At 63.5% G+C, this 25,519-nt stretch carries 28 protein-coding genes; 15 read left to right on the top strand and 13 right to left on the bottom strand.

Translation table 11 applies throughout. From position 1 onward, the window contains the following. Position 1 precedes the first annotated feature (1 nt). The gene (locus NKK51_RS05720) at positions 2 to 841 is read right to left on the bottom strand and encodes an NmrA family NAD(P)-binding protein (RefSeq protein WP_502902446.1); all 840 of its coding nucleotides are present in this window, start codon (positions 839 to 841) and stop codon (positions 2 to 4) included. A 43-nt stretch (positions 842 to 884) separates the two neighbouring features. Then, on the bottom strand, positions 885 to 1,307 hold the full coding sequence (locus tag NKK51_RS05715; RefSeq protein WP_352551691.1) for a DoxX family protein: 423 nt from the start codon (positions 1,305 to 1,307) through the stop codon (positions 885 to 887). Between the two features lie 119 nt (positions 1,308 to 1,426). Here NKK51_RS05715 and NKK51_RS05710 point away from each other — a divergent pair, with 119 nt between their 5' ends. Together NKK51_RS05710 and NKK51_RS05705 are read left to right on the top strand one after the other, a co-directional pair. Then, on the top strand, positions 1,427 to 2,332 hold the full coding sequence (locus NKK51_RS05710) for a LysR family transcriptional regulator (protein WP_127295468.1): 906 nt from the start codon (positions 1,427 to 1,429) through the stop codon (positions 2,330 to 2,332). 113 nt (positions 2,333 to 2,445) lie between these two features. Then, positions 2,446 to 2,607: a hypothetical protein gene (locus tag NKK51_RS05705; protein ID WP_352551689.1), complete on the top strand. Its 162-nt coding sequence runs from the start codon at positions 2,446 to 2,448 to the stop codon at positions 2,605 to 2,607. A gap of 63 nt (positions 2,608 to 2,670) precedes the next feature. Here NKK51_RS05705 and NKK51_RS05700 read toward each other — a convergent pair whose 3' ends face one another. The 7 genes from NKK51_RS05700 to NKK51_RS05670 all read right to left on the bottom strand — a co-directional run bounded on the left by NKK51_RS05700 (position 2,671) and on the right by NKK51_RS05670 (position 10,674). Next, a complete protein-coding gene (locus NKK51_RS05700) occupies positions 2,671 to 3,219 on the bottom strand; it encodes a gluconokinase (protein ID WP_352551687.1) in 549 nt (182 codons plus the stop codon). A gap of 2 nt (positions 3,220 to 3,221) precedes the next feature. After that, on the bottom strand, positions 3,222 to 4,208 hold the full coding sequence (locus NKK51_RS05695) for an ABC transporter permease (RefSeq protein ID WP_127295464.1): 987 nt from the start codon (positions 4,206 to 4,208) through the stop codon (positions 3,222 to 3,224). Further along, positions 4,205 to 5,185 carry an ABC transporter permease gene (locus NKK51_RS05690; RefSeq protein ID WP_127295462.1) on the bottom strand — a complete coding sequence of 327 codons (981 nt, stop codon included), beginning with the start codon at positions 5,183 to 5,185 and terminating at the stop codon, positions 4,205 to 4,207. Before NKK51_RS05690 ends, NKK51_RS05695 begins: the two co-directional genes overlap by 4 nt. Then, on the bottom strand, positions 5,182 to 6,729 hold the full coding sequence (locus tag NKK51_RS05685) for a sugar ABC transporter ATP-binding protein (RefSeq protein WP_352551685.1): 1,548 nt from the start codon (positions 6,727 to 6,729) through the stop codon (positions 5,182 to 5,184). The genes NKK51_RS05690 and NKK51_RS05685 overlap by 4 nt, the downstream gene beginning before the upstream one ends. 79 nt (positions 6,730 to 6,808) lie before the next feature. Further along, positions 6,809 to 7,936, bottom strand: coding sequence for a sugar ABC transporter substrate-binding protein (locus NKK51_RS05680; protein ID WP_352441169.1), 1,128 nt, complete (start codon positions 7,934 to 7,936; stop codon positions 6,809 to 6,811). A 301-nt stretch (positions 7,937 to 8,237) separates the two neighbouring features. Then, positions 8,238 to 9,266: an HTH-type transcriptional regulator GntR gene (gntR, locus tag NKK51_RS05675; RefSeq protein ID WP_352551684.1), complete on the bottom strand. Its 1,029-nt coding sequence runs from the start codon at positions 9,264 to 9,266 to the stop codon at positions 8,238 to 8,240. 178 nt (positions 9,267 to 9,444) lie between these two features. Further along, positions 9,445 to 10,674, bottom strand: coding sequence for an MFS transporter (locus NKK51_RS05670; RefSeq protein WP_352551682.1), 1,230 nt, complete (start codon positions 10,672 to 10,674; stop codon positions 9,445 to 9,447). Between the two features lie 170 nt (positions 10,675 to 10,844). On the opposite strand from NKK51_RS05670, the gene NKK51_RS05665 reads away from it, so the two are divergent. After that, positions 10,845 to 11,135: a DUF3175 domain-containing protein gene (locus NKK51_RS05665; RefSeq protein WP_031213606.1), complete on the top strand. Its 291-nt coding sequence runs from the start codon at positions 10,845 to 10,847 to the stop codon at positions 11,133 to 11,135. Between the two features lie 12 nt (positions 11,136 to 11,147). Here the strand turns inward: NKK51_RS05665 and NKK51_RS05660 are convergent, their stop codons facing one another. Next, entirely contained in the window at positions 11,148 to 11,924 is a 777-nt protein-coding gene (locus tag NKK51_RS05660) for a FadR/GntR family transcriptional regulator (protein ID WP_023813240.1), read from the bottom strand. Positions 11,925 to 12,026: 102 nt separating this feature from the next. Next, a complete protein-coding gene (locus tag NKK51_RS05655) occupies positions 12,027 to 12,923 on the bottom strand; it encodes an NAD-dependent epimerase/dehydratase family protein (RefSeq protein WP_352551681.1) in 897 nt (298 codons plus the stop codon). 119 nt (positions 12,924 to 13,042) lie between these two features. On the opposite strand from NKK51_RS05655, the gene NKK51_RS05650 reads away from it, so the two are divergent. Continuing rightward, complete coding sequence (locus NKK51_RS05650) at positions 13,043 to 13,981, top strand: NAD(P)-dependent oxidoreductase (protein WP_352551680.1); 939 nt, start codon at positions 13,043 to 13,045, stop codon at positions 13,979 to 13,981. A 24-nt stretch (positions 13,982 to 14,005) separates the two neighbouring features. Here the strand turns inward: NKK51_RS05650 and NKK51_RS05645 are convergent, their stop codons facing one another. Both NKK51_RS05645 and NKK51_RS05640 read right to left on the bottom strand, forming a co-directional pair. Beyond that, complete coding sequence (locus NKK51_RS05645; RefSeq protein WP_023813243.1) at positions 14,006 to 14,788, bottom strand: FadR/GntR family transcriptional regulator; 783 nt, start codon at positions 14,786 to 14,788, stop codon at positions 14,006 to 14,008. Between the two features lie 198 nt (positions 14,789 to 14,986). Next, positions 14,987 to 15,976, bottom strand: coding sequence for a sugar-binding protein (locus NKK51_RS05640; protein WP_023813244.1), 990 nt, complete (start codon positions 15,974 to 15,976; stop codon positions 14,987 to 14,989). 466 nt (positions 15,977 to 16,442) lie between these two features. Between NKK51_RS05640 and NKK51_RS05635 the strand changes: the two genes are divergently transcribed. From NKK51_RS05635 to NKK51_RS05585, 11 genes are all read left to right on the top strand, one after another. After that, entirely contained in the window at positions 16,443 to 17,183 is a 741-nt protein-coding gene (locus NKK51_RS05635) for an ATP-binding cassette domain-containing protein (RefSeq protein WP_013530854.1), read from the top strand. Positions 17,184 to 17,224: 41 nt separating this feature from the next. Continuing rightward, positions 17,225 to 18,223, top strand: a complete 999-nt coding sequence (locus NKK51_RS05630) for an ABC transporter permease (RefSeq protein WP_023813245.1) — start codon at positions 17,225 to 17,227, stop codon at positions 18,221 to 18,223. 66 nt (positions 18,224 to 18,289) lie between these two features. Beyond that, complete coding sequence (locus tag NKK51_RS05625; RefSeq protein ID WP_352551679.1) at positions 18,290 to 19,057, top strand: SDR family oxidoreductase; 768 nt, start codon at positions 18,290 to 18,292, stop codon at positions 19,055 to 19,057. A gap of 175 nt (positions 19,058 to 19,232) precedes the next feature. Continuing rightward, positions 19,233 to 20,060, top strand: coding sequence for an AraC family transcriptional regulator (locus NKK51_RS05620; RefSeq protein WP_127266791.1), 828 nt, complete (start codon positions 19,233 to 19,235; stop codon positions 20,058 to 20,060). Between the two features lie 112 nt (positions 20,061 to 20,172). Further along, positions 20,173 to 20,616, top strand: a complete 444-nt coding sequence (locus NKK51_RS05615; protein WP_128303426.1) for an SRPBCC family protein — start codon at positions 20,173 to 20,175, stop codon at positions 20,614 to 20,616. 13 nt (positions 20,617 to 20,629) lie between these two features. After that, positions 20,630 to 21,424: an FAD binding domain-containing protein gene (locus NKK51_RS05610; protein WP_352551677.1), complete on the top strand. Its 795-nt coding sequence runs from the start codon at positions 20,630 to 20,632 to the stop codon at positions 21,422 to 21,424. Positions 21,425 to 21,484: 60 nt separating this feature from the next. Beyond that, positions 21,485 to 21,967 carry a (2Fe-2S)-binding protein gene (locus tag NKK51_RS05605; protein WP_023813250.1) on the top strand — a complete coding sequence of 161 codons (483 nt, stop codon included), beginning with the start codon at positions 21,485 to 21,487 and terminating at the stop codon, positions 21,965 to 21,967. A gap of 13 nt (positions 21,968 to 21,980) precedes the next feature. Then, entirely contained in the window at positions 21,981 to 23,348 is a 1,368-nt protein-coding gene (locus NKK51_RS05600) for a xanthine dehydrogenase family protein molybdopterin-binding subunit (RefSeq protein WP_352551676.1), read from the top strand. Between the two features lies 1 nt (position 23,349). Further along, entirely contained in the window at positions 23,350 to 24,354 is a 1,005-nt protein-coding gene (locus NKK51_RS05595; RefSeq protein WP_352551674.1) for a xanthine dehydrogenase family protein molybdopterin-binding subunit, read from the top strand. A gap of 8 nt (positions 24,355 to 24,362) precedes the next feature. Next, positions 24,363 to 25,244 carry an AAA family ATPase gene (locus NKK51_RS05590; RefSeq protein ID WP_127295448.1) on the top strand — a complete coding sequence of 294 codons (882 nt, stop codon included), beginning with the start codon at positions 24,363 to 24,365 and terminating at the stop codon, positions 25,242 to 25,244. Next, positions 25,241 to 25,519 (top strand): hypothetical protein (locus NKK51_RS05585; protein WP_352551672.1); only part of this gene is annotated, 279 nt, incomplete at its 3' end. The genes NKK51_RS05590 and NKK51_RS05585, both read left to right, overlap by 4 nt.

Below are 25,519 nucleotides of genomic sequence, written 5' to 3'. Positions count from 1 at the left end.
CCTACCCGCGTGCGGACGTCGTACCCGCCACGTGCTCCGTACCCGCCACACCGAGGTCCATCCATCCCGCATTCACGGCCTCGTACATTTCTTCGGCAGGTCCGCTGTGGCCCTTCGGGATGCCGAATTGCTCGAGCGCTTCCGCCCACCCCGCACGCGGGATTGCAAAGGCTTTCACGTCGAGATTCAGGACTTCGCCCAATTGCTCGGCGACGTCGTCCGCGCTGACCATCGAACCAAGCTCGACGATGCGCTGCCCTGACCACATTGGCCCGGTCAAAAGCGTTGCGAATTCCGCGCCGATGTCGTTCGTCGCGACCATTGTCGATTTCCGGTTTGTCGGATTGTAGAAAGCCGGCAGCGTTCCGCCCTGGGCGACCTGCAACCCGAAAAGAAAATTCTCGAAGAATCCGCCTGCGCGCACAAAAGCAACTGGCGATGTCAGGTCGCGAAAACCTTGCTCCAGAAGGGACAAGGCCGCGATTACCCCGTGCCCGCTGGTTCTGTTCGCCCCCATAGACGAAAGCGCAACCACTTGCGGCGGCGCTGTCTTGGTGAGCGCCTCGACATAGCTTGCAATCACGCCCTTTGCTTCCTTGTAATCGGGCGAAGGCGCCCAGACAGGGGGCAGCATGACGAACGCGCCTTCGACGCCTTCGAGCGCTCGCTCGATGGCTGCCGAATCGTTCCAATCGCCGTCAACGAGCTCCACGCCCCGGTTCGCCCAGCTCAACGCCTTCTCGCGGTCGCGGACCAGCGCGCGCACCTTCTTGCCTTGCGCTAGCAAATGCCTTGCCGTCGCGCCGCACACGTTTCCCGTGATTCCCATTACTAAGAACATGTGTTTTCTCCTGATGTTTAGGGACAGAGCTGCCCCTGTTGGTTCAATGGATGAGCGGCAGAATGGCCCGGATACGGGGATCGCGCAGATAGAGGCCGCCCCAGGTCATCGCGCCCAGAAGCAGGGAAATGATTTCCGGCGGCGACCCCAACTCACCGATGCGGAGATGGGCGCAGATGGCACCTCCCAGAAAGCCAGTCACCAGGATCGCGCCGAGGACGGCGGTGAACGGGATGGCATAGAGGATGGCGCAGGCGAGTATGATCGGACCCACGACACGGGTCAGGTCCATCGCGAACCCGGTTTCCTGCAACATGCTCGCGATCCGTGCCGGCGCGAAAAGCTGAACAGTGCCGTCTGCCATCAAAGCGATAACGACAAACGCGCTCATTATCCGGCCGACCCACAGGGCGCGATGCAAGGTCATAGTTTCAGGTGTCTGATGCAGGTTCACGGTTTCCGACACTTGTCATTCTCCATTGGGAATATCCCATGTTCCAAGCTTACTGTGCCCCCAAGACGTGATAAACACCGAGGAAATGAACCGACTGTTCTCTTTTCGGGAAACAATACCGGGGCACGAAAATGCAAAATCTCGAACCCATCCTCATTTTCATAACGGTAGCGGAAATGGGGAGCTTCACCCGCGCAGCCGACAGCCTGGGCATCCAAAAGGGGAGAGCCTCAACGGCGGTCCGGAAGCTGGAAGAAGATCTCGGTGTCAGGCTCCTGCACCGGACGACGCGCAGCGTGCGGTTGACGGAAGACGGACGCGCATTTCATGCCCGTGCCCGCGATCTGCTTGCTGAAGTCGATGATCTGCACTCGATGTTCGCCGGCGATCGCGTGGCACTTCGCGGGCGTTTGCGGGTCGACCTTCCAACCGAAGTGGCGCGCACAACGATCGTGCCGGCCTTGCCGGATTTCATGGCGGCGCACCCCGAGTTGGAGCTGGAGGTGTCGAGTACGGATCGGCAAGTCGATCTGGTTCAAGAGGGGTTCGATTGTGTATTGCGGCTTGGACCCATTCGGGACGAGACGCTGATTGCCCGCCCACTGGGCCTGTTGCGCATGGCCAACGCTGCCAGCCCCGCCTATCTGGCGCGCCATGGCGTCCCTCGGTCGCTGGAAGATCTCCAGCGTCAGGAACATAGGACAATTCACTTTTCGACGGTGCTGGGCGCGAGACCCTATGGATGGGAATATCCGGACGGCGACAGCTATGCGACGCTTCAGTTGCCAGGTGCGCTACACGTCAACAGCGCGCAGACCTACGAAGCCGCCGCCCTCGCCGGCCTTGGTGTGATTCAGGCGCCACTCTTGGGCATTGGCCGATACTTGGAGAGTGGAGCGCTTGTCGAGATCATACCCGATTTTCGTCGCCGGGCGCTCGCCGTGTCCCTTGTCGTTGCGCATCGGAGCAATCTGTCGCGCCGAGTCCGCGCATTCATGAAATGGATCGAAGATGTGCTGACGCCATATATGGAATAGCGACACGAATATCTTCGTCCGACCCTCGAAATCAACATTTCTGAAGTTGTGTCTGCCGATCGGCGGTCCGGCGTCGCGGGCGCCGGCTCAAGCACGGACATGAGTACCGGGCCGTGCTCAGCCCCGCGCTGGCGCCGGGGGCGTCTGTCACCCCGGCAACGGACACCGCCAGGGATGGCGCCAAGAACATGGCCGTGCAGGCGCACTACATCCTGCTCAAGCATGACCGCCTGCTGGAGGCGCTGAGGCTCTACCCCGAGCAGATGCTGACGTGATCCCGCCGGCAGCGGCTGACCGAGGCCCAGGACAGCACCGGCATCGGCACTGACGATGAAAGTTCATGACCGGGGTATCAGGCGGACCGCGGCAGCGACGAGCTCACCGACCGGGCGCGTCGCATCGAGCGACAAGGCCCGCTCCTCCACTGCCGGCGGCTCGAGGATGGCGAACTGGCTGTCGACCAGGCTTGCCGGCATGAAATGGCCCTTGCGGTTACCGACACGCTGCCTGGCCGTGGCAGGGTCGATCTCCAGATAGAGGAAGACGATTTCCGGGCAGAAGCCGCTCAACCGTTCGCGGTAGCTGCGCTTCAGTGCCGAGCAGGCGGCAACCACGCCCTGTCCGCCGCCCACCGACTCCGCGATGCGCTCGCCGATCGCGTTGAGCCAGCCTTCGCGCAGTTGATCGGTAAGCGGTTCGCCGCTTGCCATGCGTGCGACGTTTTCCGGCGGGTGCAGCCTGTCGCCCTCGATGAAGGTAACGCCCAGCGCGGCCGCCAGCGCAATACCGACGGCCGACTTGCCGCAGCCGGCGACGCCCATCACCACGATGGCCGGAGACACCGAGCCGGGAGCGCCCGCTGGCGCCTGTGCTGCCTTTTCGTCCACTGTCAGCGGCTTGCCGGCGCGCGGCCGTAGAGCAGCAGCATGGCGACGATGACGACACCGTAGATGATCTGCCGCCCCGCCTCCGGCATCTGCATGACGGAGAGGATGGACTGCAGCAGCGTGATGAGGATGACACCGGCGACAGTGCCGAGATAAGAGCCGCGTCCGCCCAGGATCGAGGTGCCGCCAAGCACCACCGCGGCGATCGACGGCAGCAGATAAGCGTCGCCCATCGACTGCGCCGCCTTGGAGGCATAGCCCGCCAGAAGCACGCCGCCGAAAGCCGAGAGCCCGCCGGAGACGGCGAAGGCGATCATCACCACACGCCGTGTGTCGATGCCGGAGAGATAGGCCGCGCGCTCGCGGTTGCCGATGCCGTAGACGGTGCGGCCGAAGCTGGTACGGGTCAGCACGAACACCATCGCGGCTCCGATCAGCGCCCAGATGATGACCGCGTTGGGCACGCCCGGAATGGCGAAGCCGGTCGCCAGGTAGCGCATCGCGCCCGTCGCCGAATCCTGCGGCGAGAAGCCGCCTGTGTAGACCACCATCAGCCCTTGCGCGACAGCGTTGGTGGCCAATGTGATGATCATCGAGGGGATGCGCAGATAGGCGACGCCGATGCCGTTGACGACGCCGATCAGCATGCCGCAGAAAATACCGAACGGAATGGCCAGCGCCACGCCGACCGGGCCGTACGCCGCCGCAGCGCAGGCCATCATGGCGCCGGCCGCCACCGCCCACGGCACCGACAGGTCGATCTGACCGAGCAGGATGACCAGCATCATCCCGGTGGCGATGACGCCGAGGAATGAAGCCACCTTGAGCTGCTGCAGAAGATATTCAGGCGACAGGAAGCTTCTGGAATAGAGGCTGCCCAGGAACAGCAAGAGAACGATGCAGGCAAAGGCCGTCAGCACCGCCGGATCGGCGCGGCGGATGAATCTGGGCATGCGGCCGGCAATGCCGCCAAGCGTCGTTTCGCTCACAGGAACCACTCCAGCCGGTTGCGGACCCGAAACAGGGCGAAGGCGCCGAGGCTGACGGCGACCAGCAGGATAACGCCCTGGAACAGCGGCTGCCAGAGCGGATCGAAATCGAAGACGAACAACAGGTCGCCGATGGTACGGAAGGCCAGTGCGCCGAAGATGGCGCCGATGGCGCTGCCCTTGCCGCCGAACAGCGAAACGCCGCCGAGCACCACGGCGGCGATCGAAAACAGCGTGTAGGAGTTGCCGCTGGCATAGGCCGCTTCACCCGTATAGGTGAAGAAGGTCAGGAACAGTCCGCCGATCGCCGCCAGCAGGCCGGCCAGCGTGTAGGCGGCGAACTTGCCGCGCCGGATCGGCACACCCGACATGTAGGCCGCCGTCTCCGATGAGCCCGCCGCGTAGGCGGCGCGGCCGAGCACCGAGCGGCTGAACGGCACCCAGATCACCAGCACGACGGCCAGCAGGACGACCAGGCTCGCCGGCACCACGCCAAACACACGGCCGGTCAGCGCATCGGCCAGATCCTCATTGACCGAGCCGCCCGGGAATGGCCGCAGCAAAAGGCCGATGCCGTAATAGACGGCCCCCGTGGCAATGGTGGCGACAATCGGCTGCAGCCGGCCATAGATGACGATGGCGCCGTTGATCGCGCCGCACAGCAGCCCTACCGCCAGCACGGCGATGACACCGAGCGTCGTCTGCATCGGCGTGCCGACCACCAGCCAGGAGGCGAGGCAGTTGGTGAGCAGGAAGATCATACCGACGGACAAGTCGATGCCCGCGGTGATCACCACCAGCGTCTGCGCCATGGCGACAAAGGCGAGCAGCACACCCTTGTTCGACGCCGTCTGCACGACATTGGCGGTGAAGCCCGCCGGATGGTTCGAGGTGTAGATGACGAACATGACGATGAAGATGCCGAACGCCAGCAGCGTTCCGCGCTGCTCGGCCAGCCAGTAGCGCCAATCTTTCACGCGCTTGCTCCCAGGCCCACTGGGCTCTCCTCGCCATGGATGTTGAGCGCGCTTGATATCAGCGCCCGCTCGGTGATCTCGGCACCGACCAACTCGCGCTTGACCGCCCCGTCATAGAGCACCAGCACGCGATCGCAGCAGCCGATCAGTTCGTCATAATCGGTCGAGTAGAACAGGATCGCCGCACCCGCGTCGGCCAATTTGCGCATCAGCTGGTACAACTCCTGCTTGGTGCCGACGTCGATGCCACGCGTCGGATCGTTGAGCAGGATGATGCGCGGCTGGCGCATCAGCCATTTGGCGATGACCACTTTCTGCTGGTTGCCGCCCGAAAGCGCGCCGACCGGAATGTCGAGGCCCGCCGTCTTGATCGCCAAGAGGCCGACCATGTCGTCGATCAGCCGCTGCTCGGCGGCGCGATCGATAATGCCGGCTTTCGACAGCCGGTCGAGCGCCGCGAACGACAGGTTCTCGCGCACCGTCATCGGCAGCATCAGCCCTTCGGTCTTGCGGTCCTCGGGAATGAGCGCCATGCCGATGCCGTCGTCGCGCGCAACGGATGGACTGGTGATCGAGACAGGCTTGCCGTCGATCAGGATCTGGCCGCTGAGGCCCCGCAGCACGCCGAAGAAGGCGAGCAGCAATTCGCGCTGGCCCTGGCCGTCGAGGCCGCCAAGGCCGACCACCTCACCTGCCCTGACGGTCAGCGAGATATCGTGCAGCCGGTCGGCCCATGAGAGCTTGCGGGCCTCGAGCCTGGGGGCCGCGGTGGCAGGCACGGCCGCCGGCTTGGGCGGAAAGATATGGCTGTATTCGCGGCCGATCATCAGTTCGACCACCTCATTGTCGCTCTTCGAGCCGGCTGCATAGCTGGCGACATTGCGGCCGTTGCGGAACACCGTGCACTGATCCGCCAGCTCGGCGATCTCGTTCATGCGGTGCGAGATGTAAAGCAGCGCCAGCCCTTCCGAGCGCAGCCGCTTCAGCACCGCGAAGATCTTCGAGACATCCGCGGCGGTCAGCGCGGAGGTGGCTTCGTCGAGGATGAGGATGCGCGGCTTGCGTGCCAATGCCTTGGCGATCTCGACCATCTGTCGGCGCGACAATGGCAGGTCTTTGACCAGAGCCAGCGGGTGGATGTCGGCGGCGCCCGCACGCGCCAGCGCGTCTTCCGCGATGCGGCGCTGCGCCTTGCGGTCGATCATGCCGAAGCGTTTGGGCGGATCGGAAATGACGATGTTGTCGGCCACGCTGAGCTCAGGGACCAGCGACAGTTCCTGGAAGATGCAGACGATGCCGGCCTTGTTGGCGGCCCCCGGAGAAGCGAAGATCGCCTCGCGCCCGTCCAGCGTCATGCGGCCCTCATCGGGCGCCACGACACCTGCCATGACCTTGATCAGCGTCGATTTGCCGGCGCCGTTTTCACCGAGAATGGCGTGGATGCTGCCGGCTTCGACGACAAGCTCGGCCTTCTCCAGCGCACGTACGCCGCCATAGCGCTTGGATATGCCTTCCATACGAAAGAGCGGAGCCGCACCGTCCATCGGCCCTCCCAGGGCGATTGTGGGATTGAGACAAGCGCCGCGGCTCAAGCCGCGGCGCCAGGTGACAGCCAGCGATGATTTACTGGTTTTCCTTGGTCTGACCCATGATTTCCTGGGCGCTGAAATTGATGCCGCAGGTCGGGAAGGAATTGCCGACGAAGAAATTATCGGATTCCTTGGGGAAATAATCCGTGCCTTCCTTCAAGTTCGGGTCTTCGGCGATCGCCAGCGGCAGCTTCACCTCTTGTGGCACAACCTCGCCTTCGAGTGCGGCGATCGCGGTCTTGATGGCGACGGCGACCTGAGCCGGACCCGAGCCTGCGGACGAGCACTTCAGCCCGTCGGCCGAATGCGCGGCGCAGAACTTGCGGAAGCCGTTCTCGGTCTCGCCGCCAAACGGCACGAACGGATGCTTGGCGTCGATCATCGCCTGCACGATGCCGGTGTCGCCGCCCTGCCCGGTGATGCCGTCGAACGGACCGTTGGTGGCGATCGCATCCGCGGTCACTTTCTGTGCCACGCCGTCATCCCATTTGCCGGCGACTTCGGTCACGTCCCACTTTTTGCCGGACGCATCGAAGACCTCGTGGATGCCGTTGTGACGATCGGTGTCGACGGAGGTGCCGGCGACGCCGCGCACTTCCAGGATCTTGCCGCCGTTCGGTATCTTGGCGACCAGCCACTTGGCCCACAATTCGCCAAGGCCCTTCTGATCGACATTGACGTTGATGGCGTCCTTGGTGTCGAGGATGTTGTCGAAGGCGACCAGCACGATGCCGGCTTCCTTGGCGCGCTTGATGACCGGACCGAAGGCCGTCGGGTTCTGGGCGTCGGTGACGATGGCGTCATAGCCGGAATCGATGAAATTGTTGATCGCCGAGATCTGTGCCGGCACGTCCTCGCCCGTCGAGACGACCTTGAATTCCTTGATCTTGGCTTTAACTTCAGGTTGTGCGGCATAGGCCTTGGCCGTCTGCACCATCTGGATGCGCCAGGTGTTGGCGATGTAGCCATTGGCGAAGGCGATGCGGAACGGCCCTTCCTTCTTGGGATATTTGAAGAATTTGGTCTCCGCGTCCCACGGCGCGAAACAATCCGCCTGAGCGGCGGGACCCGACACGATTTCGGGTCCGGCGGCCATGGCGGCCGAATTGAGCATGACGAATGCAGTGGCGGCAACGACGCCACCAACAAGTGACTTGATCATCGATAGTCCTCCCGATTGCAGTTCAGATTGTTCGTTTCGCAATGCGAATTTTCGCGCGATGGACCGGCACCTCCCGCCTCGCCATGCGCGTCCTTGGCCGCCCGTGGTGGCCGACCCGGTTCCTCCCTTGTCGCCGCCAGCAGTACGAAAACTATCATATTATCCATAATAAACAAGTATTAGTTGTCGCTTATGTATAATAAACAGGTACGCCCTGTCGTTTATGCACCTGCCTGCAGGAAATGGTAGCGCTACCAAATTGGCGTGTAAACCGGCATTCGCACAGTCGCTTCTGTGCGTTTCAACGCGCCGTGCTCTCGCGGCGCTTGAGCTCGAAACCGAGGTCGACGATCCGTTGCTCCGGTCTGTTGCCGGCGATCGCCGCAAGCGCCATGGCAACGGCACGCCGGCCGATCTCATAACGATGGGTGCGGATGCTGGTGACCGAAGGAAACGCCACCTGCATCATGTCGAGATCGTTGAAACCGACGATGCCGATCGTCTTCGGCACCGCGATCGAGGCGCGATGGCATTCGAACAAGACGCCGAGCGCGATATCGTCATTGTTGCAGAAGACACCGTCGAGTGTCGGCACCTTGGCCAGCTCATCGCGGAACATCTCGCGGCCGAGCGACACGCTGGACAGCACCGGCGTAGTGGTGACGAGGCGCGGGTCGAACAGGCCCGCGGCCTCCATCGCCGCGCGATAGCCGGCAAGGCGCCGCTGCGAACGCGGATCCATGCGCGCGCCGATGAAGCCGATGCGGCGATAGCCGGCCTCGATCAGATGCTCGGTCGCCGCCCTGCCGCCATCGAGATGCGAGAAGCCGACCATCATGTCGACGGGATCTGGACCGGTTTCCATGACCTGCACCACAGGGCAGCCGGCACTTTCCAGCAGCTTTCGCGAAGCCGGTGTCTGATCGATGCCGGCGACGATCAGCGCTGCCGGCCGTTGCGAACCGAACACCTGCAGCAGCCGCTCTTCCTCGAGGCCGGAATAGTGGGTGTTGCCAAGCTGGATGCGGAACGGGCTGGCCGACAGGCTGTCATAGATGCCACGCACCACCTCGGCGAAGACGTTGTTGGTCAGCGACGGCACCAGCACGCCGAACACTTCGGCGCGCGCCGAGGCCAGCGCCCGGGCATTCGGGTCCGGCACATAGCCCAGTTCGTCGACGGCGGCCTGGATCTGGCGGCGCAGCTCTTCGGACACACGCTCCGGCTCGCGCAGGGCGCGCGACACGGTGATGGCACCAACGCCGGCCTTGCGCGCGACATCCGCGATGGTAGGGCGGCCGCCGCCCCGGCGCGAGCGCGGCTTGGTCAAGGGCGCACTCCTGGCGACGGGCTTGTGCAGCCAAGCGCCTTTAGAACCATATTCAGGGTCTTTGCCACCGTCGTCATGCCAAATCGGCCTGTTGCCGCACCAATCCGCCTTCCGGCGTCGCGCAGCCTTGGGTGGTTGTCAAGCCGCGCAGCTCCCGGACCATTTGGGCACGTAGAGCTCAGGCCATCACGGCTGTGCTGCGCCGTGCCTTCCACAACAGCAGCCCGATCGCCAGTATGTTCAGCAAATTCCAGGCGATGCCGTTGAGGAACGCAGCCGCATAAGAGCCGGTCAAATCGTAGATCCAGCCCGACATCCAGCCGCCGATCGCCATGCCGAAGATCGTCGCCATCAAGACGATGCCGATACGCTGGCCAGCCTCTTTGGCCGGCATATAGTCGCGCACGATGATCGCGTAGCAAGGCACGATACCGCCTTGCGACAGGCCGAACACCAGCGACACCACATAGAGCGAGGCAAGCCCGTCGAACGGGATGTAGAACAGCAGCGACAGGCATTGCAGCACCGAGCCGATCATCAGTGTCCACACCGCGCCGATGCGGTCGGCGAGAAAGCCCGATGCCAGCCGACTGACGACGCCGCCTGCCATCATGATCGACAGCATGTCGGCGCCATGTGCGACGCCGTAGCCAAGGTCCATGCAATAGGCGACGATATGCACTTGCGGCATCGACATCGCCACGCAGCAGCCGAGGCCGGCGACGACCAGCAGCACCTGCAACGCCGCCGGCGACAGCGGCATCGACTGCACCGGCCGGCTTCCGGGCGAATCGGCGGCAGCCGCAACTGGGGCACCGCGCCGCAGCATCAGCACCAGCGGCACCATAGTCACCAGACAGAAGATGCCGATGGCGGCATAAGTGAAGCGCCAGCCTTCCGCCTTTATCAGCGTCGGCATGATGGTCGGCCAGATCGCTCCGGCGAGGTAGTTTCCGGCGGCCGCCGCGGTCACCGCGACACCGCGCCGGCGGTTGAACCAGTGCGAGATATCGGCGATCAGCGGCCCGAAGATCACCGACGTGCCGATACCGATCAGCACTCCTTGGGCAAGCGTGAATTGCAGGATCGAGGTCGACAGCGCCGCGAGAAGCAGGCCGGCGGAAAGCGCAATCGAAGAGAGCAGCGCCGGGATCCAGTATCCCATCCGGTCGATGGCGCGGCCGACCAGCACGTTGCCGGCGGCAAAGCCGACCATGGTCGCAGTGTAAGGCATGGACGCCGCTGCGCGGTCGACGCCGAACTCGGCCTGCACCGCGGGCAGCACGACGACGACTGCCCACATGCCGACGGCGCCGATCGTCGCCAGCAGCATCGAGATGGCAAGCCGCATCCAGGCATAGGAGCTGTCGATGCCGGGGCCGGGCTGGATGCTGTCGGTTCGGGTCAAGGCGTTTCCTGTCGGCGGTCTCGGAGATCGGCTGCCGTTTGCGCCAGTATCGGCGCATTCTCGGGTCGCAGCAGCGCCACAGCTGGCAAATCCGTGGCTCCAGAGCCAGGGCGGAACCGATGCCGATGTGCGGAGTTTCCTGGCAGCCCACCCTGCAGAGGAGTCCTGCGATGACCGCCACCAGGAAAAAATGGTCGGCCGAGGTGACCGAGCACAGCGACGCGATGGATCTTGAGGATCACGTCTTCGAATCCGACGACGCCAGGAAGATCGCCGCCTCGCTCAAGCGATCCGCCGAACACAGCCACCGGCGCAAGGCCGAGCCGTTCCAGTCGGCCATGTCGATGCTGAACTTCTACATCAACCGCGCCGGCAAGAACTTGCCTGCCGCGCGCAAAAAAGTGCTTGAGGACGCCAAGGACGAACTGCGCAGCGCCTTCGGACGTGACAAGGATGATTAGCGGCGGCCGGCCCTACCGGGCGCGGATGACGCCGTCTGTGTTGGCGAGCAGTTTGCGCACTGCATTGCGCGCCGCGTCGGGGCGCTGCAGGCGGATGTTCTTCTCGATTGCCTCGTGCAGCTTCTGCGCGTGGTTGAGATCGTCGATCTCCCGCGTCGTATAGGCAAAGAGGTGATCGAACGCGGATTCGATCAGTACGCCGAGCGGCACCAACAGGTCGTTGCCCGAAGCCCGCAGGATGGCAAGATGGAAGCGCGTGTCGGCGCGGGTCCGCTCCTGCAGGCTCGTCGCCTCTCCCATCTCACGGCAGGCCAGGCTGATCTCGGCCATCTGCTCGTCGGTTCTTCGCATGGCGGCAAACGCGGTCGCCTCCGGCTCGATGATGTGGCGGAATTCCTGCACGGTCTTGAGGAACACCTCGCGATCCGGCGACGTCGCGTACCAGGCAAGCACATCGCGATCGAGCAGGTTCCAGCGCTCCTTCGGCTCGACCCAACTGCCGATCTTGGGACGTGAGGCGAGCAGGCTCTTGGCCATCAGCATCTTGATCGCTTCGCGCACCGCCGAGCGGCTGACGCTGAAGGTCTCTGACCATTTCGCTTCATTGGGCAGGATGGTGCCGGGCGGATAGTCGCCCCGCACGATCCTGAGGCCGATTTCGCTGGCCAGCGAGGCGTGGACGCTGGAGCCTGGAATACGCGCGGCGTCCGCCCGGCGAACGCCGCCCGGACGGTCCCCGGAGGCCGCTTTCCCCAACGATTTTTCCTTGTTCGGCTTCGCGTCCCGCATGGGTTCCAGAAAGTCCGTATTAAGCAGGCTGTCAAGCGCGGCAAGCGGCTTGCACCGCAAAGCCGCCCGCTGTGCACAGATCAGCCTCGCTTGCTTCGCGGATCAGTCCTGCTTGACGTATCTGCGCCAGCTATGCTCCGGGCGGAAACCGAGCACGTCGCGCGCCTTGCGGTTCGACAGCAGCGTCTCGTATTCACCGAGTTCGGCCTTGACCGGCACGCCGGGGTAGAACCGCTTCAAGAGTTCGGCGGTCGGTAGGTCGGACGAGGTGTCGTCATTGGCCGCGTTGAACACCTGATAGCCGAGCCCGTCCTTCTCTATGGCGCGCAACGTGATCTGGCCAAGGTCGCGCGCGTCGACATAGCTCCAGGCGATGCGCTTGCGGAAACCCGGATCGGCGAACCATTTCGGAAACAGCGAATATTCGTGCGGCTCGATGACGTTGCCGATGCGCAGGGCATAAATGTCGGTGCCGTTGCGCTGGGTGAAGGCCCGCGCCGTCTTCTCGTTGACGACCTTGGACAAAGCATAGCTGTCCATCGGGTCGACGTCATACTCCTCGTCGAGCGGGAAATATTTGGGATCGCGTGGCTCGTTGGCGAACACGAGCCCATAGGTCGTCTCGCTGGAGGCGATGATAACCTTGGGGATGCCGAGCTTCACCGCCGCCTCGATGACATTGTAGGTGCCGAGCGCATTGATGCGGAACACCTCGTTGTCGGTGGTGATCATGATGCGCGGGATGGCGGCGAAATGCACCACCGCATCGACCGCCTGCGGGCGCAGCGAAGGGTCGAATTCGTGCAGGCCCATATAGCTCGACAGTGCGTTGAACACCTGCCCGCTGTCGGTGATATCGGTGATCAGCGTGCGCACCTTGGGATTGTCGAGCGGCCTGGTGTCGATGTTGAGCACCTGGCAGCCTTGCTCGACCAGATACTGGACGACATGGCGTCCGGCCTTGCCGCTGCCGCCGGTGAACATGATCCGCTTCGTCATTTTGCTCTCCACATCCTCAGGAATTTATGTGTATTGTCAGACAATATCGCCATCCGCAACCACCCACGCCTGCAAAACGGCAGCGCCTGACATCAATCATTGCAACAGGACTTGAAGACATGAATACGACTGCCGCGCGCGAAAAGATCGGCTTCATCGGGCTTGGCCTGATGGGCCACGGGATCGCCAAGAACATCGTCGACAAGGGCTACAGCCTGACCTTCCTCGGCCGCAAGAACCGCAAGCCGGCGGAAGACCTGCTTGGCCGCGGCGCCACGGAAGCATCGACCTCGCGCGATGTGGCGGCGGCATCGACAATCGTCTTCATCTGCGTCACCGGTTCGCGCGAGGTCGAAGCCATCATTCGCGGCCCGGGCGGCCTCAAGGAGGGTTTGAAGAAAGGTTCGGTCGTCGTCGACTGCTCGACCTCCGATCCGGTCTCGACCATTGCGCTTGCCGCTGAGCTCAAGGCGCTCGGCATCGATTTTGTCGACGCACCGCTCAGCCGCACGCCGAAGGAAGCCTGGGAAGGCACGCTCGACGCCATGGTCGGCGCGCCGGACGCCCTCTTTGCCAGGGTGAAGCCGGTGATCGAAACCTGGGCCGGCCGCATCGTCCATATCGGCGACACCGGCGACGGCCATCGCATGAAGCTGCTCAACAATTTCATCTCGCTCGGCTACGCCGCGATCTATTCCGAGGCACTGGCGCTGGCTGAGAAGGTCGGCATCTCGCCGCCGCGCTTCGACAGCGTCATTCGCAATGGCCGCATGGATTGCGGCTTCTACCAGACCTTCATGCGCTGGACGCTGGAAGGTGACCGCGATGCGCACAAATTCACCATCGCCAATGCCTTCAAGGACCTGACCTATCTGGAATCGATGGCGGGTGCGGCCGGCATTGCCAACCCGCTCGGCAACGCCACCAAGAACTCCTTCGCCGGTGCCCATGCAACCGGCCCGGCCGAGCAATTCGTACCGATGCTGGCGACGCATATCGCTGGGGTGAACGGTGTTGACCTGATGCCGATGAAGGATGGCAAGAAACAGACCATTTAACCGATTGCCCAACGCCGGCGCCGATCACCGCCGCCACCGCCCTATCCCATCGTCGGTATCTGCAAGCAGCTTGTGCACGGCGTTGCGCGCAGCGGCTGGGCGCTGCAGGCGGATGTTCTTTTCGATCGCCTCATGCAGCTTCTGCGCCTGGCGCTGATCGGCGACCTGCTGTGTCGTGAATGCGAAGAGATGGTCGAGCGCCGATTCGATCAGCACGCCGAGCGGCACCAGAAGGTCGTTGCCGGAAGCGCGCAGGATGGCCAGATGAAAGCGCGTATCGGCGCGGATACGCTCCTGCAGGCTCAAGGCCTCGCCCATGTCGCGGCAGGCCTGGCTGATTTCCGCCATTTGCTCGTCGCTGCGCCGCATGGCGGCAAAGGCCGACGCTTCCGGCTCGATGATATGACGAAACTCCTGCACGGTTCGCAGGAACGCCTCGCGGTCGGGCGCCGTCGCGTACCAGGCCAGAACGTCGCGGTCGAGCAGGTTCCAGCGCTCCTTCGGCTCGACCCAACTGCCGATCTTGGGGCGTGAGGCCAACAGGCTTTTCGCCATCAGCATCTTGATGGCTTCGCGCACCGCCGAACGGCTGACATTGAAGATCTCGGCCCATTTGGACTCGTTGGGCAGGATGGTGCCGGGCGGATAGTCGCCACGCACGATCCGCAGGCCAATCTCGCCGGCCAACGAGACATGGACGCTCGCCCCCGCAAAATGCGCGGCACCAGCCTTCCGCATGACAGCCGGACCGTGGCTCGCTTGTGCCTTGGTTAGGTCGGTTCGCTTGCTTGACTTCTCGTCCGGCATCCACGTTCCAATGCGTCGACCGTCTATCGTCCGGACTGGTCCGAACCGTACGGGCGCCGATCTCGTTGCCGAAAAATCCAGATCACGGGCGCGGCAAAGCCGGAGCCGATTGCCCCAACTATTGCGTCCGTTCGGGAATTACCGCTTCCGTTCAGGAATGACGGGGCGCCCGCAACCGGGCGCCCCGAAATCGAGAACCTACTTCTGGATGCAGGTGTCGACCGTATCCTTGGTGCACTCGTCGAGGCCGGTGAACACCGGATCGGCGACCGCCTTGCCTTCGATCAGGTCGATCATCACCGACGGTGCCTTGTAGCCCATTTCGAACGGCCGCTGGCCGACCAGAGCCGTTACAAGGCCGTCACGAGCGATCGCCACTTCGTCGCCGATCGTGTCGGCGGCGCCGATGACGAAGTCGTTGCTGGCGATCCGGTCCTTGAGCGGCCCGAACAGATCGCGGTAGGGCTGCGGCGCGCCGAACAGCGGCCAGCCGCCCATGATGCCGAAGGCGTCCAGCTTGGGGTTGGCGGCGAGGATGTCGGTCATCGCCTGCACGCCCTTGGCGCCATCGTCATTGGTGAACACCGGGCAGCCGGGAACTTCGGTCCAACCACCTTCACCCGCAAGTGCGGCAAGGCCTTCCTTGCCCGACAGTGCGTCACGCATGCCTTGCGCACGGCGCAGGATGTTGTCGGCTGCCGGGTTGCCTTCGATGGTGCAGATCGTGCCACCATTCGGCTTGCCCTTCTTGATGTACTCGCCGATCTTCTTGCCCATCAGGTAATTGTCGGTACCGAGATAGGTCTTGCGAAGACCTGCGTCTTCCTTGCTGAGATCGGCATCGACCGTCATGATCGGGATCGTCGGATTGGCGCTCTTGATCGTCTGCGCGATCAGCGGCGCGTTGGACGGCGAGATCGCCATCGCGACCGTGTCGGCCTTGCTCAGCATGTCCTGGACGATCTGCGCCTCGCCGGCCTCGTCCGAAGTCGACGCCGGACCGGTGTAGAAGCATTCATACTCCGAGCTGGCGTTTTCCTTGTTCCATTTCTCGCAGCCCTGGTGGATGGCCTCGAAGAACGGATTGTCGAGACCTTTCACGACAATGACGAGCTGTTTCTTGGCCAAAGCCGGCCCGGCACCCAACGCCATTGCGGCGACGGCGGCGAGCAAAAGTGTTTTCCTCATGTCAGTCCTCCCTTGAAACAAACGGACACGGCGTGCCCGCCATACAGATCGACCGGATGCGTGATGACCGAGGGCCGTTTCGCGAGCGCTCGTGTCGCCAGGACAGATCGATAAGCATTTCCAGATTCGGCTTCAGATCAACTCACACACAGGTGCCGCTGGATCTTGGGCCGTCAAACCTCCGCCGATTCCGGCCGGCGAACCGCCAGCGGAGATCGGCATAATCTCCTCCGACGCTTAGCTAATATCGGCTTGGCGCCAACGTCAATGCTATTTGTCCTACAAAACGGATTTTTAAAATAGTCCTGGCCCAATTCGTCCGACAATTGATTGACGTGCGCCGGCTTTTGCGTAAAAGAACGCTAACGCCGTCTTCGGGAGGAGCCGGGGAGAGCGAGGCCAAAGCAGCGTCGGCATCCACGCCGGGAACAGCAGCAGGTCGCAAATCACGGGGAGGCAAAGGCTGGTGGCGGTTCTCGAACTCACCAACATCTCAAGGCATTTCGGCGCCATCCAGGCCGTCAACGACGTGTCGCTGTCGATCGAGCCCGGACAGGTGGTCGGCCTCATGGGCGACAACGGCGCCGGCAAGTCGACGCTGGTCAAGATGATCGCCGGCAATTTCCGTCCGAGCCATGGCACCATGCACATGGACGGCAAGGAATTGATCCTGCACAAGCCGGCGGAAGCCCGCCAGCACGGCATCGAGATCGTCCACCAGGACCTTGCGCTCTGCAACAATCTGACCGCCGCCGCCAACGTCTATCTCGGCCGCGAGTTGCGGCGCGGCGTCGGGCCGTTCCGCATCCTCGACTATGCCTCGATGTACAAGCGTGCCGGCCAGCTCTTCGCCGAATTGAAGTCCGAGACCCGTCCGCGCGATCTCGTCAAGCAGATGTCGGGTGGCCAGCGCCAAGCGGTGGCGATCGCCCGCACCATGCTGTCGCAGGCCAAGATCGTGCTGATGGACGAACCGACGGCCGCTATCTCGGTGCGCCAGGTCGCCGAAGTGCTGAACCTGATCCGCCATTTGCGCGATCAAGGCATTGCCGTCGTGCTGATCAGTCACCGAATGCCTGACGTCTTCACCGTCGCCGACCGCGTCATAGTTATGCGGCGCGGCCGCAAGGTCGCCGACAAGACGATTGCGTCGAGCTCGCCCGAGGAAGTCACCGGGCTGATCACCGGCGCCATCGAACAGGTTTGATTTCAGCGAATTTCACCACGCACAGCAGATGAAGGTCGACGATGGCACTGACAATTGACCAGCCGATCGAACACAAGCAGCAATCCCTGCCGGCAAGAGTGTTTGCCAGCCAGACCTTCTGGGTGGTGATCGCCGTTATCCTCGCCTGCGTGTTCCTGTCGTTTGCCACCGACGCGTTTGCCACGTCGAAGAACCTCTACAACATCACCCGCAACATCACCTTCGTCGCCATTATCGCGCTCGGCATGACCTTCGTCATCATCACCGGCGGCATCGACCTCTCGGTCGGCTCGGTGCTGTGCCTGTCGTCGATGATTTTGGCCGTCACGATGCATGCCGGCTACTCGATCGAGGTCGGCATCCTGGCCTCGATCGCCACCGCGCTCGCCATTGGCGCCTTCAACGGCGTGCTGATCGCCTATCTCGGCTTTCCACCCTTTGTGGTGACGCTCGGCATGCTGTCGATCGCCCGCAGCCTAGCCATGGTCGCCTCCAACAACACGGTCGTCTTCCAGTTCGGGCCGGACCACGCCAAGCTTCTGTCATTGGGCGGCGGCGCCTGGGTGTTCGGCATCGCCAATCCGGTGCTTTACATGATCCTTCTGGCGCTGATCACCGGCTTTATCCTGCGTTGGACGAAGTTCGGCCGCCACATCTTCGCCATTGGCGGCAACGAGCACGCGGCAACGCTGACCGGCGTTCCGGTGCGCCAGATCAAGGTTGCCGTCTACATGATCTCGGCGCTGTCGGCCGGCATTGCCGGCATCATCCAGACCGGCTGGCTGGGTGCCGTCACCACCAATCTCGGCACCGGCATGGAACTGCAGGTAATCGCCGCAACCGTCATCGGCGGCGCCAATCTGGCTGGCGGCGTCGGCACCGCCTTTGGCGCCATCGTCGGTGCGGCCCTGATCGAGGTGATCCGCAACAGTCTCGGTCTGCTCGGCATCAATGCCTTCTGGCAAGGTGTGTTCATCGGCGGCGCCATCCTGCTGGCGGTGCTGTTCGACCGCATCCGCAATTTCCGCCGCAGCGACTAGAACCATGATCCCGAAAAGTGGAAACCGGTTTTCGGGCAAGATCATGGTCAAACAAAAGACGGTTTGATGGCCAACTCCCTGTTCAGCCTCAAGGGGCGGGTGGCGCTGGTGACTGGCTCCGGTCAAGGCATCGGCTTTGCGCTGGCTCGGGGCCTCGCCGGACACGGTGCAAGCATAGTGCTGAACGGTCGCGACACCGCCAGGATCGACAGCGCCGTCGAAAAGCTGCGCGATGTCGGCTTCAAGGCGCACGCCTCGGTATTCGACGTCACCGATTTTCAGGCGGTCAACGCGGACATTGCCCGCATCGAGGCCGAGATCGGCGCCATCGACATCCTCATCAACAATGCCGGCATACAATTCCGCGCCCCGCTCGAGGACTTTCCCGAGGAGCAATGGGAGCGCCTGTTCAAGACCAATGTATCGGGCGCCTTCCATGTCGGCAAGGCGGTCGCCCGCCACATGATCCCCCGCGGCAAGGGCAAGATCATCAACATCGGCTCGGTGCAGAGCGAGCTGGCAAGGCCGAACATCGCGCCATACACCGCGACCAAAGGCGCGATCCGCAACCTGACAAGGGGCATGTGCGCCGACTGGGCCAAACACGGCCTGCAGATCAATGCGATCGCACCCGGCTATTTCCGCACCGAGATGAACCAGGCGCTGGTCGACAATCCGGAATTTTCCGCCTGGCTGGAAAAGCGTACGCCGGCCGGGCGCTGGGGCAATGTCGACGAGTTGATCGGCGCCGCCGTGTTCCTTGCCTCCGACGCATCGTCTTTCGTCAACGGCCATACGCTGTATGTCGATGGCGGCATGACGGCTTCGGTTTGAAGGGCGTTCTTCCCTTGTGGGAGAAGAAGAAACCTATCGCTCAGTCTGAAAATCCGGCCGAATCGGCCGTCATTGGCCCTCGCCGCCGCCGCGCGTCTTGACGCCGCCCCGAACTCCGCCGCACAATCCCTGTTGCAGGCGAAGGGAGGCCAGTCGTCTGCGGGAGGATATACCCATGACGGAAGCGATCAGGCTCTACTGGGGCCGGTTCGGACATGTTTCTATCCTGAATGTCGCAAGCGACTTCGTCACTCATGCCCATGTCGAGGCCCATCTGATCATCTGGCTGGAAGGTACGGCCGGCGAAATGACCATCGGCCGCGAGACCGTCCGGCTTGGACCTGGAACGGCCGCCGGCATCAACTCCTTCCAGCCGCACAGCCATGTTCTGTCGCAAAACGGGACGCCCGGTCTGTTTCTCGCCTTCTACATCGATCCCGACTGGGCGCGGCGCCGCCGCGACCTGCCTTCGTCTGCGCCGCTGTTCTCACAAGCCGCGATCACGCTGGAACCGTGGCTGCATCAGGCCGCCGCCAATCTGCTCGACCACCTCAGCGACAATGAGAGCGTCGACGATATCGCCAACTACGAGATCGAGCGTTTCATCGATAGCGTGCTCGACGCCGCCGACGCCTCGGCGCCGCAGGAGGCCCGTGTCCGCATCAACACCATGCAGGATTTCCGTGTCCGCAAGGCAATCCAGCTGATGAAGGCCAATGTCTGCGAGCGCATCTGCTTCGACGACGTGGCGCGCAGCGTCGGCCTGTCGCGGCCGCATTTCTTCGCTTTGTTCAAGGAACAGACCAATCTGACGCCCAATGTCTACTGGAACACGCTGCGCATGGAGGAAGCGGTGCGGCAGCTGCAATGGTCGCGGGAGCCGCTGATCTCGGTCGCCTGCAATCTCGGCTTCACCACGCAGGGCAATTTCTCACGCTTTTTCCGCGACCATGTCGGCGTGCCGCCGACGCTCTACCGCGAGGCCGCGCGGGCGATTGCCTGAACCAACCGCCCTTTTTCAGACTCCTTGATAGGCGCTCAAGACGCATTGATAAGCGCCGCTGAAATGGCCGCCCTACCCTTGCATCGGATCGCTTTTGCAAGGGAACATTTGAATGGCCAAAGTCACCATATCCAGCGTCATCGACGCACCGGTCGAAAAGGTCTGGGCGCGCATACGCGACTTCAACGGACTGCCGGACTGGCATCCGCGCATGGTGGAAAGCCACATTGAAGACGGCCAGGACGCCACCACGATTGGCTGCGTGCGCAATTTCCAGCTCGCCAGCGGCGCCCGCCTGCGCGAAAAGCTGCTCGACTTTTCCGATCAGAATTTCCTGGTCAGCTACTCCATCCTGGAGACGCCGCAGCCGCTGACCAATCACAAGGCGACGCTTCAATTGCGGCGCGTGACCGATGGCGACCGCACCTACGCCGAATGGACCGCCAGCTTCGACGCCGCGCCCGAGGAGGCAGACAAGCTGGCCGACGGCATGGGCGCCAATGTCTTTCAGGGCGGCTTCAACGCCCTGAAAAGCCATTTCGCCGGCCAGAGCTGACAGGAGCCAAACCATGGCGCTGGCACTGCAGACCTTTGCAACGGTGAAAGACGCGAACGCGGCACTGAAAGCCCAGGGCACACGCTATCTCGGCGGCGGCACGCTGGTCGTCCGCGCGGCCAATGAGGGCGATGTCTCGGTTTCCGGCCTTATCAGGTCGACCGAGCCGTCTTTGTCCACCATCGCCGTTGCCGGTGGAAAAGCCCGTGTCGGCGCTTCGGTGACGATGGCGGCGATCGCCGGCCATCCGGAGCTCGGCACGCTCGCCAAGGCCGCCCGCGCCGTCGGTGGCCCGGCCATCCGCAACATGGCGACCGTCGGCGGCAATCTTTTTGCCCCGGCCCCCTATGGCGATTTCGCTGTTGCCCTGCTGGCACTCGATGCCACGGTCGGCACCGATGGCGGCGAAACGCCGATCGAGACTTTTCTGGCCAATCGGGACGGCAGCCGTGCCGTCGTCATTTCCGTGAGCTTCACGCTTCCGAAGGCCGACAGTTTCCGCTTCCTGAAAGTGTCGAGGGTCAAGCCCAAGGGCGTCTCGGTGCTCAGCATAGCCGGTGCTCTGGAACTGTCGTCGGATGGCACCGTGACCTCGGCGCGGATCGCGCTCGGCTGCATGGCGGATCGGCCAATGCGCGCCAGGGCGGCGGAAAAAGCGCTGATCGGCCGAAAGCTGACCGCTGACGGCATCGCGCCGGCCTTGGCCGCGGCCGGTGATGGCACCTCGCCCATCACCGACCCGATCGCCAGCGCCTGGTATCGCGCCGAAGTCTTGCCGGTTCATCTCGGCCGGTTGCTGCTCGCATAATATTTCGTTCGGGGGCGCGCGTCTGTCCGCCGGTTCGGGCAGGCGCGCTGGGAGGAAAACATGGCAAAGGTTCCGGTTCAATTCACGCTCAACGGCTCGGAAAAGGCCGAATTCATCGACAGCGGCACGACGCTGCTTCAGGCCCTGCGCGACAAGATCGGCGACACCTCACCGAAAGGCGGCTGCCATCAAGGCACCTGCGGCGCCTGTTCGGTCATCATCGACGGCGAACTCAGGCTCTCCTGCCTGACGCTTGCCGAGACCTGCGATGGCGCCGTCATCAGCACGACTTCAGGGCTTTCGGAAAGCGGCGTGCTGCACCCGCTGCAGCGCGCCTTCCTCGACACGTTCGCCACGCAATGCGGCTTCTGCACCCCGGGCATGATCATGGCGGCCAAGGTGTTGCTCGACCATACGCCCAACCCCAGCCGCGACGAGGTGGTCGAGGCGCTGTCGGGCAACATCTGCCGCTGCACCGGCTACGAGCCGATCATCCAGGCGGTGCTGACCGCCGCCCGCGCCAATTCGCAGAACGCGGCCTGAGGGGTCCAAAGCAATGGAACTGCGCAAGAACTACTTCGCTGATATCCGCAAGGACGATCTGAACGAGATCGGCCAGCCCCGGCCGCGCTCGGATTCACCCGGCCATGTCACCGGCAAGACCGCCTTTTTCGCCGACCGCAATTTCCCTGGCATACTGCACCTGAAGATGGTGCGCAGCCCGCATCACCATGCCCGCATCCGCTCGATCGACACCTCGGAAGCGGAAAAGCATCCGGGCGTGGTGAAGATTCTGACCGCCAGGGACGTGCCGCACAATGTCTACACCATCCTGATCCTGATCCAGGTCGGGCCGGAGGACGAGACGGTGCTTGCCGACGGCAAGGTGCGCTGGAAGGGCGAGGCCGTGGTGGCCGTGCTGGCCGAAACCGAGCGTGCCGCGCAAGAGGCCGCAGCCAAGGTCAAGGTCGACTATGAGGTGCTGCCGGCCGTCTTCGACATGGAAGAGGCGCTGAAGCCCGGCGCACCCCTGGTCAACGAATATCACGGCCAGAATTATTACCTCTATGACAGCGGCGAGTGCCGCAAGGTGCGCTTCGGCGATGTCGAGGCGGGCTTCGCCGGCGCCGACCACATCCTGGAGGAGAGCTACCAGTCCTCGCCGATCGAGCACGCGCCGACCGAGACCACCGGCTGCGTGGTGGCACCCGAGGGCAATGACCGCTTCACCTGCTACACCAACACGCAGGCGATGTTCTTCACGCTCGACAACACCTCGATCATCCTGCAGATGCCGGGCAGCAAACTGCATTTCGTCGGCGGCACCGTCGGCGGCGGTTTTGGCGGCAAGGTCGACGTCATCGTCGAGCCGATCGCCATCCTCGGCGCAAAATTAACAGGACGACCAGTCTGTTTTATCTACAGCCGCGAGGAGGAGATGCAGATCTCGTCGCCACGCGCCGCTGAAAAGGTCGTCATCAAGGACGGCGTCATGAAAGATGGCCGCATCGTCGCGCGCAAGGTCACCGGCTACACGGATGCCGGCGCCTATTCGCGCCACTCGCCCTATGGCGCGCAGAAGGGTGCGGGGCACTATCCCGGCCCCTACACCATCCCGAACGTCTGGATCGACACCTACTGCGTCTACACCAACCGCACGCCCTCATCCGCCATGCGCGGCTTCGGCGTCACCATCGGCGATTTCGCGCTGGAGGTGCAGATGGACAAGCTGGCACGGCTGATCGGCATGGATCCGCTCGAATTCCGCTTCATCAACGCCTATCGCGACGGCGACATGAAGGCGCATCGCCAGCCGACCGAGGGCGCCGCGCTGATCGAGTGCATGCAGGAAGCATCGCGCGCCGCCAACTGGCCGGTGGCGGAGAAATACATGGCCATGTCGTCCTACGCGAAGGGAGCTTGAGATGGCGATCAGGCGTGGACGCGGCGTTGCCGCGATCAACTATCCCACCGGCATGAACCTCGGCGGCGACCCGACGCAGGCGCTGGTGCACTCGACGCCGACCGGCAATTTCATGGTGACGCTGTCATCCGTCGATCTCGGTCAGGGCATGAAGCAGATCATGGCGCAGATCTGCGCCGAGACGATCGGCGTGCCGACCGACCGTGTCGTCGTCGACACCGCCGACACCGACACCGGCCCGCACTGCATGGGCACGTTCGCCTCACGCGGCACGCACCGCGCCGGCAACGCCGTCATCCAGGCAGCAAGGGAAGCGCGCCAGGTGATGCTTGAAGTGGCCGCCGAGGAGCTGGAGGTCAACGCCTCCGACCTCGAGACCGATGGACAGGGCAACATCCTGGTCAAAGGCGCACCGCAAAAGTCGATCTCGATCTTCGATGTCGCGCTGTCGGCGCATTTCAAGCGCGGCCGCTCGATCTCCGGTCGCGGCATGTTCCTGATCCCGCGCTCCTATCCCGAGAAAGAAACCGGCGCGATGAAGCCGTCGACTTGTTATGCCCATGCCTGCACGGTGGCCGAGGTCGAGGTCGACGACGAGACCGGCGAGGTTACCGTGCTGACGGTGAAGAACGTCTTCGAGATCGGCCGCGCGCTGAACCCAAAGATGGTCGAACAGCAGCTGGTTGGCGGCTCCTGGATGGGCATCAGCCATGCGCTCTATGAGACAACCGAGCCCTATTATCCCAACCGCGACCATGGCGGCACCGACTTCAACCAGTATCTGATGCCCGGCCCCGGCGATCTCGCCGAGACCGAGATCATCGTTCTGGAGCGGCCTTCGGCGGACGGACCATACGGCGCCAAGGGGCCGGGCGAAATGTGCGCCAACCCGCAGATCCCGGCCGTCGCCAATGCCGTCTTCGACGCCGTCGGCGTGCGCATCGACACTCTGCCGATCACGCCGGAGCGCATCCTGCGCGCGCTGAAGGCGCAAAAGGCGAATTGAGGGCTGGAATGACCGGGACAAGCGCCGAGACTGTCGCGACCTCGCCGGAGGCGGTGGCGCAGCACCTGGCCGCCTCGCGCTACCTTGCCGACGAGAGCCTTTCGACCGCGATCTTCCTGGCAATCCGGCTGGGCAAGCCGCTGCTGCTCGAAGGCGCGCCGGGCGTCGGCAAGACGGAGGCGGCGAAGGCGATCGCCGCGCTGCTCGGCCGTGATCTGGTGCGGCTGCAATGCTATGAAGGCATCGATGCCGCGCATGCGCTCTACGAATGGAACTACCAGCGCCAACTGCTCGCCATCCGCCATGCCGGCGAGCATGAGATCGACATCTACGACGACCGTTTCCTGATCGCCCGGCCGCTGCTGCAGGTGCTGAAGGCGCCCGAGCAGCGCGTGCTGCTGGTCGACGAGATCGACCGCTCGGACCACGAATTCGAAGCGCTGCTTTTGGAATTCCTCTCCGACTTCCAGATCAGCATTCCCGAGCGCGGCACCATCCGCGCCACGGCACAGCCGATCGTCATCCTGACCTCGAACCGCACCCGGGAACTGGCCGAAGCACTGCGCCGCCGCTGCGTATACCACTGGATCGGCTATCCCGACGCCGAGCGCGAGGCCGCCATCATCATGCTGCGCGCCGGCGATGTAGCGCAAGCCACCGCACGCGCGGTGGCGGCGGCCGTGCAGACCATTCGCGCCCGCCCGCTCGCCAAGCCGCCCGGCATTGCCGAGGCGGTCGAATGGGCCAACGCCGCGACCATCCTGGAAAAAGGCGGCAGCCCGTGGCCGGAAGCCTTCCGCCGCGCCATCGGCGTGCTGATCAAGGACGAGGAGGATCTCTCCTACATCGAGCCCGAGCTTGGCCGGATTGTCGAGGAGGCGCTGGCGTGAGCCGAGACCTCAACGGCACGTTCTCCCCGTTCATTCCGCAACGCTGGCGGGACAGCACCCCCCTCTGTCCTGCCGGACATCTCCCCCTCAAGGGGGGAGATTGGCTGTCATTCCGGCTTTCGACAATCTCCAGCGTCGCAGAACGGAGCGAAGCATCGAAGCTGCTGATCTCCCCCCTGTTTGGACCGGAGACATCGCGAACAGGTGTGCGAGGACATCGCGAACAGTTTTGTCACTTATCGTCTGCAGAGGTTGAGGTCGACTGTTTCTATTTT

It is taken from the genome of Mesorhizobium sp. M0011 (genome assembly GCF_040324155.1).
Classification (GTDB): Bacteria; Pseudomonadota; Alphaproteobacteria; order Rhizobiales; family Rhizobiaceae; genus Mesorhizobium.
The sequence above is the reverse complement of the archived record's forward strand: the minus strand, read 5'-3'. Positions and strand labels throughout refer to the sequence as shown.

Excerpts from the sequence above, each read along its gene's own strand:
- NKK51_RS05720 (WP_502902446.1), bottom strand. The coding sequence starts at position 841 with ATGTTCTTAGTAATGGGAATCACGGGAAACGTGTGCGGCGCGACGGCA.
- NKK51_RS05710 (WP_127295468.1), top strand. The coding sequence starts at position 1,427 with ATGCAAAATCTCGAACCCATCCTCATTTTCATAACGGTAGCGGAAATG.
- NKK51_RS05605 (WP_023813250.1), top strand. The coding sequence starts at position 21,485 with ATGGCAAAGGTTCCGGTTCAATTCACGCTCAACGGCTCGGAAAAGGCC.
- NKK51_RS05615 (WP_128303426.1), top strand. The coding sequence starts at position 20,173 with ATGGCCAAAGTCACCATATCCAGCGTCATCGACGCACCGGTCGAAAAG.
- NKK51_RS05640 (WP_023813244.1), bottom strand. The coding sequence starts at position 15,976 with ATGAGGAAAACACTTTTGCTCGCCGCCGTCGCCGCAATGGCGTTGGGT.
- NKK51_RS05680 (WP_352441169.1), bottom strand. The coding sequence starts at position 7,936 with ATGATCAAGTCACTTGTTGGTGGCGTCGTTGCCGCCACTGCATTCGTC.
- NKK51_RS05645 (WP_023813243.1), bottom strand. The coding sequence starts at position 14,788 with ATGCCGGACGAGAAGTCAAGCAAGCGAACCGACCTAACCAAGGCACAA.
- NKK51_RS05655 (WP_352551681.1), bottom strand. The coding sequence starts at position 12,923 with ATGACGAAGCGGATCATGTTCACCGGCGGCAGCGGCAAGGCCGGACGC.
- NKK51_RS05600 (WP_352551676.1), top strand. The coding sequence starts at position 21,981 with ATGGAACTGCGCAAGAACTACTTCGCTGATATCCGCAAGGACGATCTG.
- NKK51_RS05630 (WP_023813245.1), top strand. The coding sequence starts at position 17,225 with ATGGCACTGACAATTGACCAGCCGATCGAACACAAGCAGCAATCCCTG.
- NKK51_RS05595 (WP_352551674.1), top strand. The coding sequence starts at position 23,350 with ATGGCGATCAGGCGTGGACGCGGCGTTGCCGCGATCAACTATCCCACC.
- NKK51_RS05610 (WP_352551677.1), top strand. The coding sequence starts at position 20,630 with ATGGCGCTGGCACTGCAGACCTTTGCAACGGTGAAAGACGCGAACGCG.
- NKK51_RS05620 (WP_127266791.1), top strand. The coding sequence starts at position 19,233 with ATGACGGAAGCGATCAGGCTCTACTGGGGCCGGTTCGGACATGTTTCT.
- NKK51_RS05650 (WP_352551680.1), top strand. The coding sequence starts at position 13,043 with ATGAATACGACTGCCGCGCGCGAAAAGATCGGCTTCATCGGGCTTGGC.
- NKK51_RS05660 (WP_023813240.1), bottom strand. The coding sequence starts at position 11,924 with ATGCGGGACGCGAAGCCGAACAAGGAAAAATCGTTGGGGAAAGCGGCC.
- NKK51_RS05625 (WP_352551679.1), top strand. The coding sequence starts at position 18,290 with ATGGCCAACTCCCTGTTCAGCCTCAAGGGGCGGGTGGCGCTGGTGACT.
- NKK51_RS05685 (WP_352551685.1), bottom strand. The coding sequence starts at position 6,729 with ATGGACGGTGCGGCTCCGCTCTTTCGTATGGAAGGCATATCCAAGCGC.
- NKK51_RS05665 (WP_031213606.1), top strand. The coding sequence starts at position 10,845 with ATGACCGCCACCAGGAAAAAATGGTCGGCCGAGGTGACCGAGCACAGC.
- NKK51_RS05590 (WP_127295448.1), top strand. The coding sequence starts at position 24,363 with ATGACCGGGACAAGCGCCGAGACTGTCGCGACCTCGCCGGAGGCGGTG.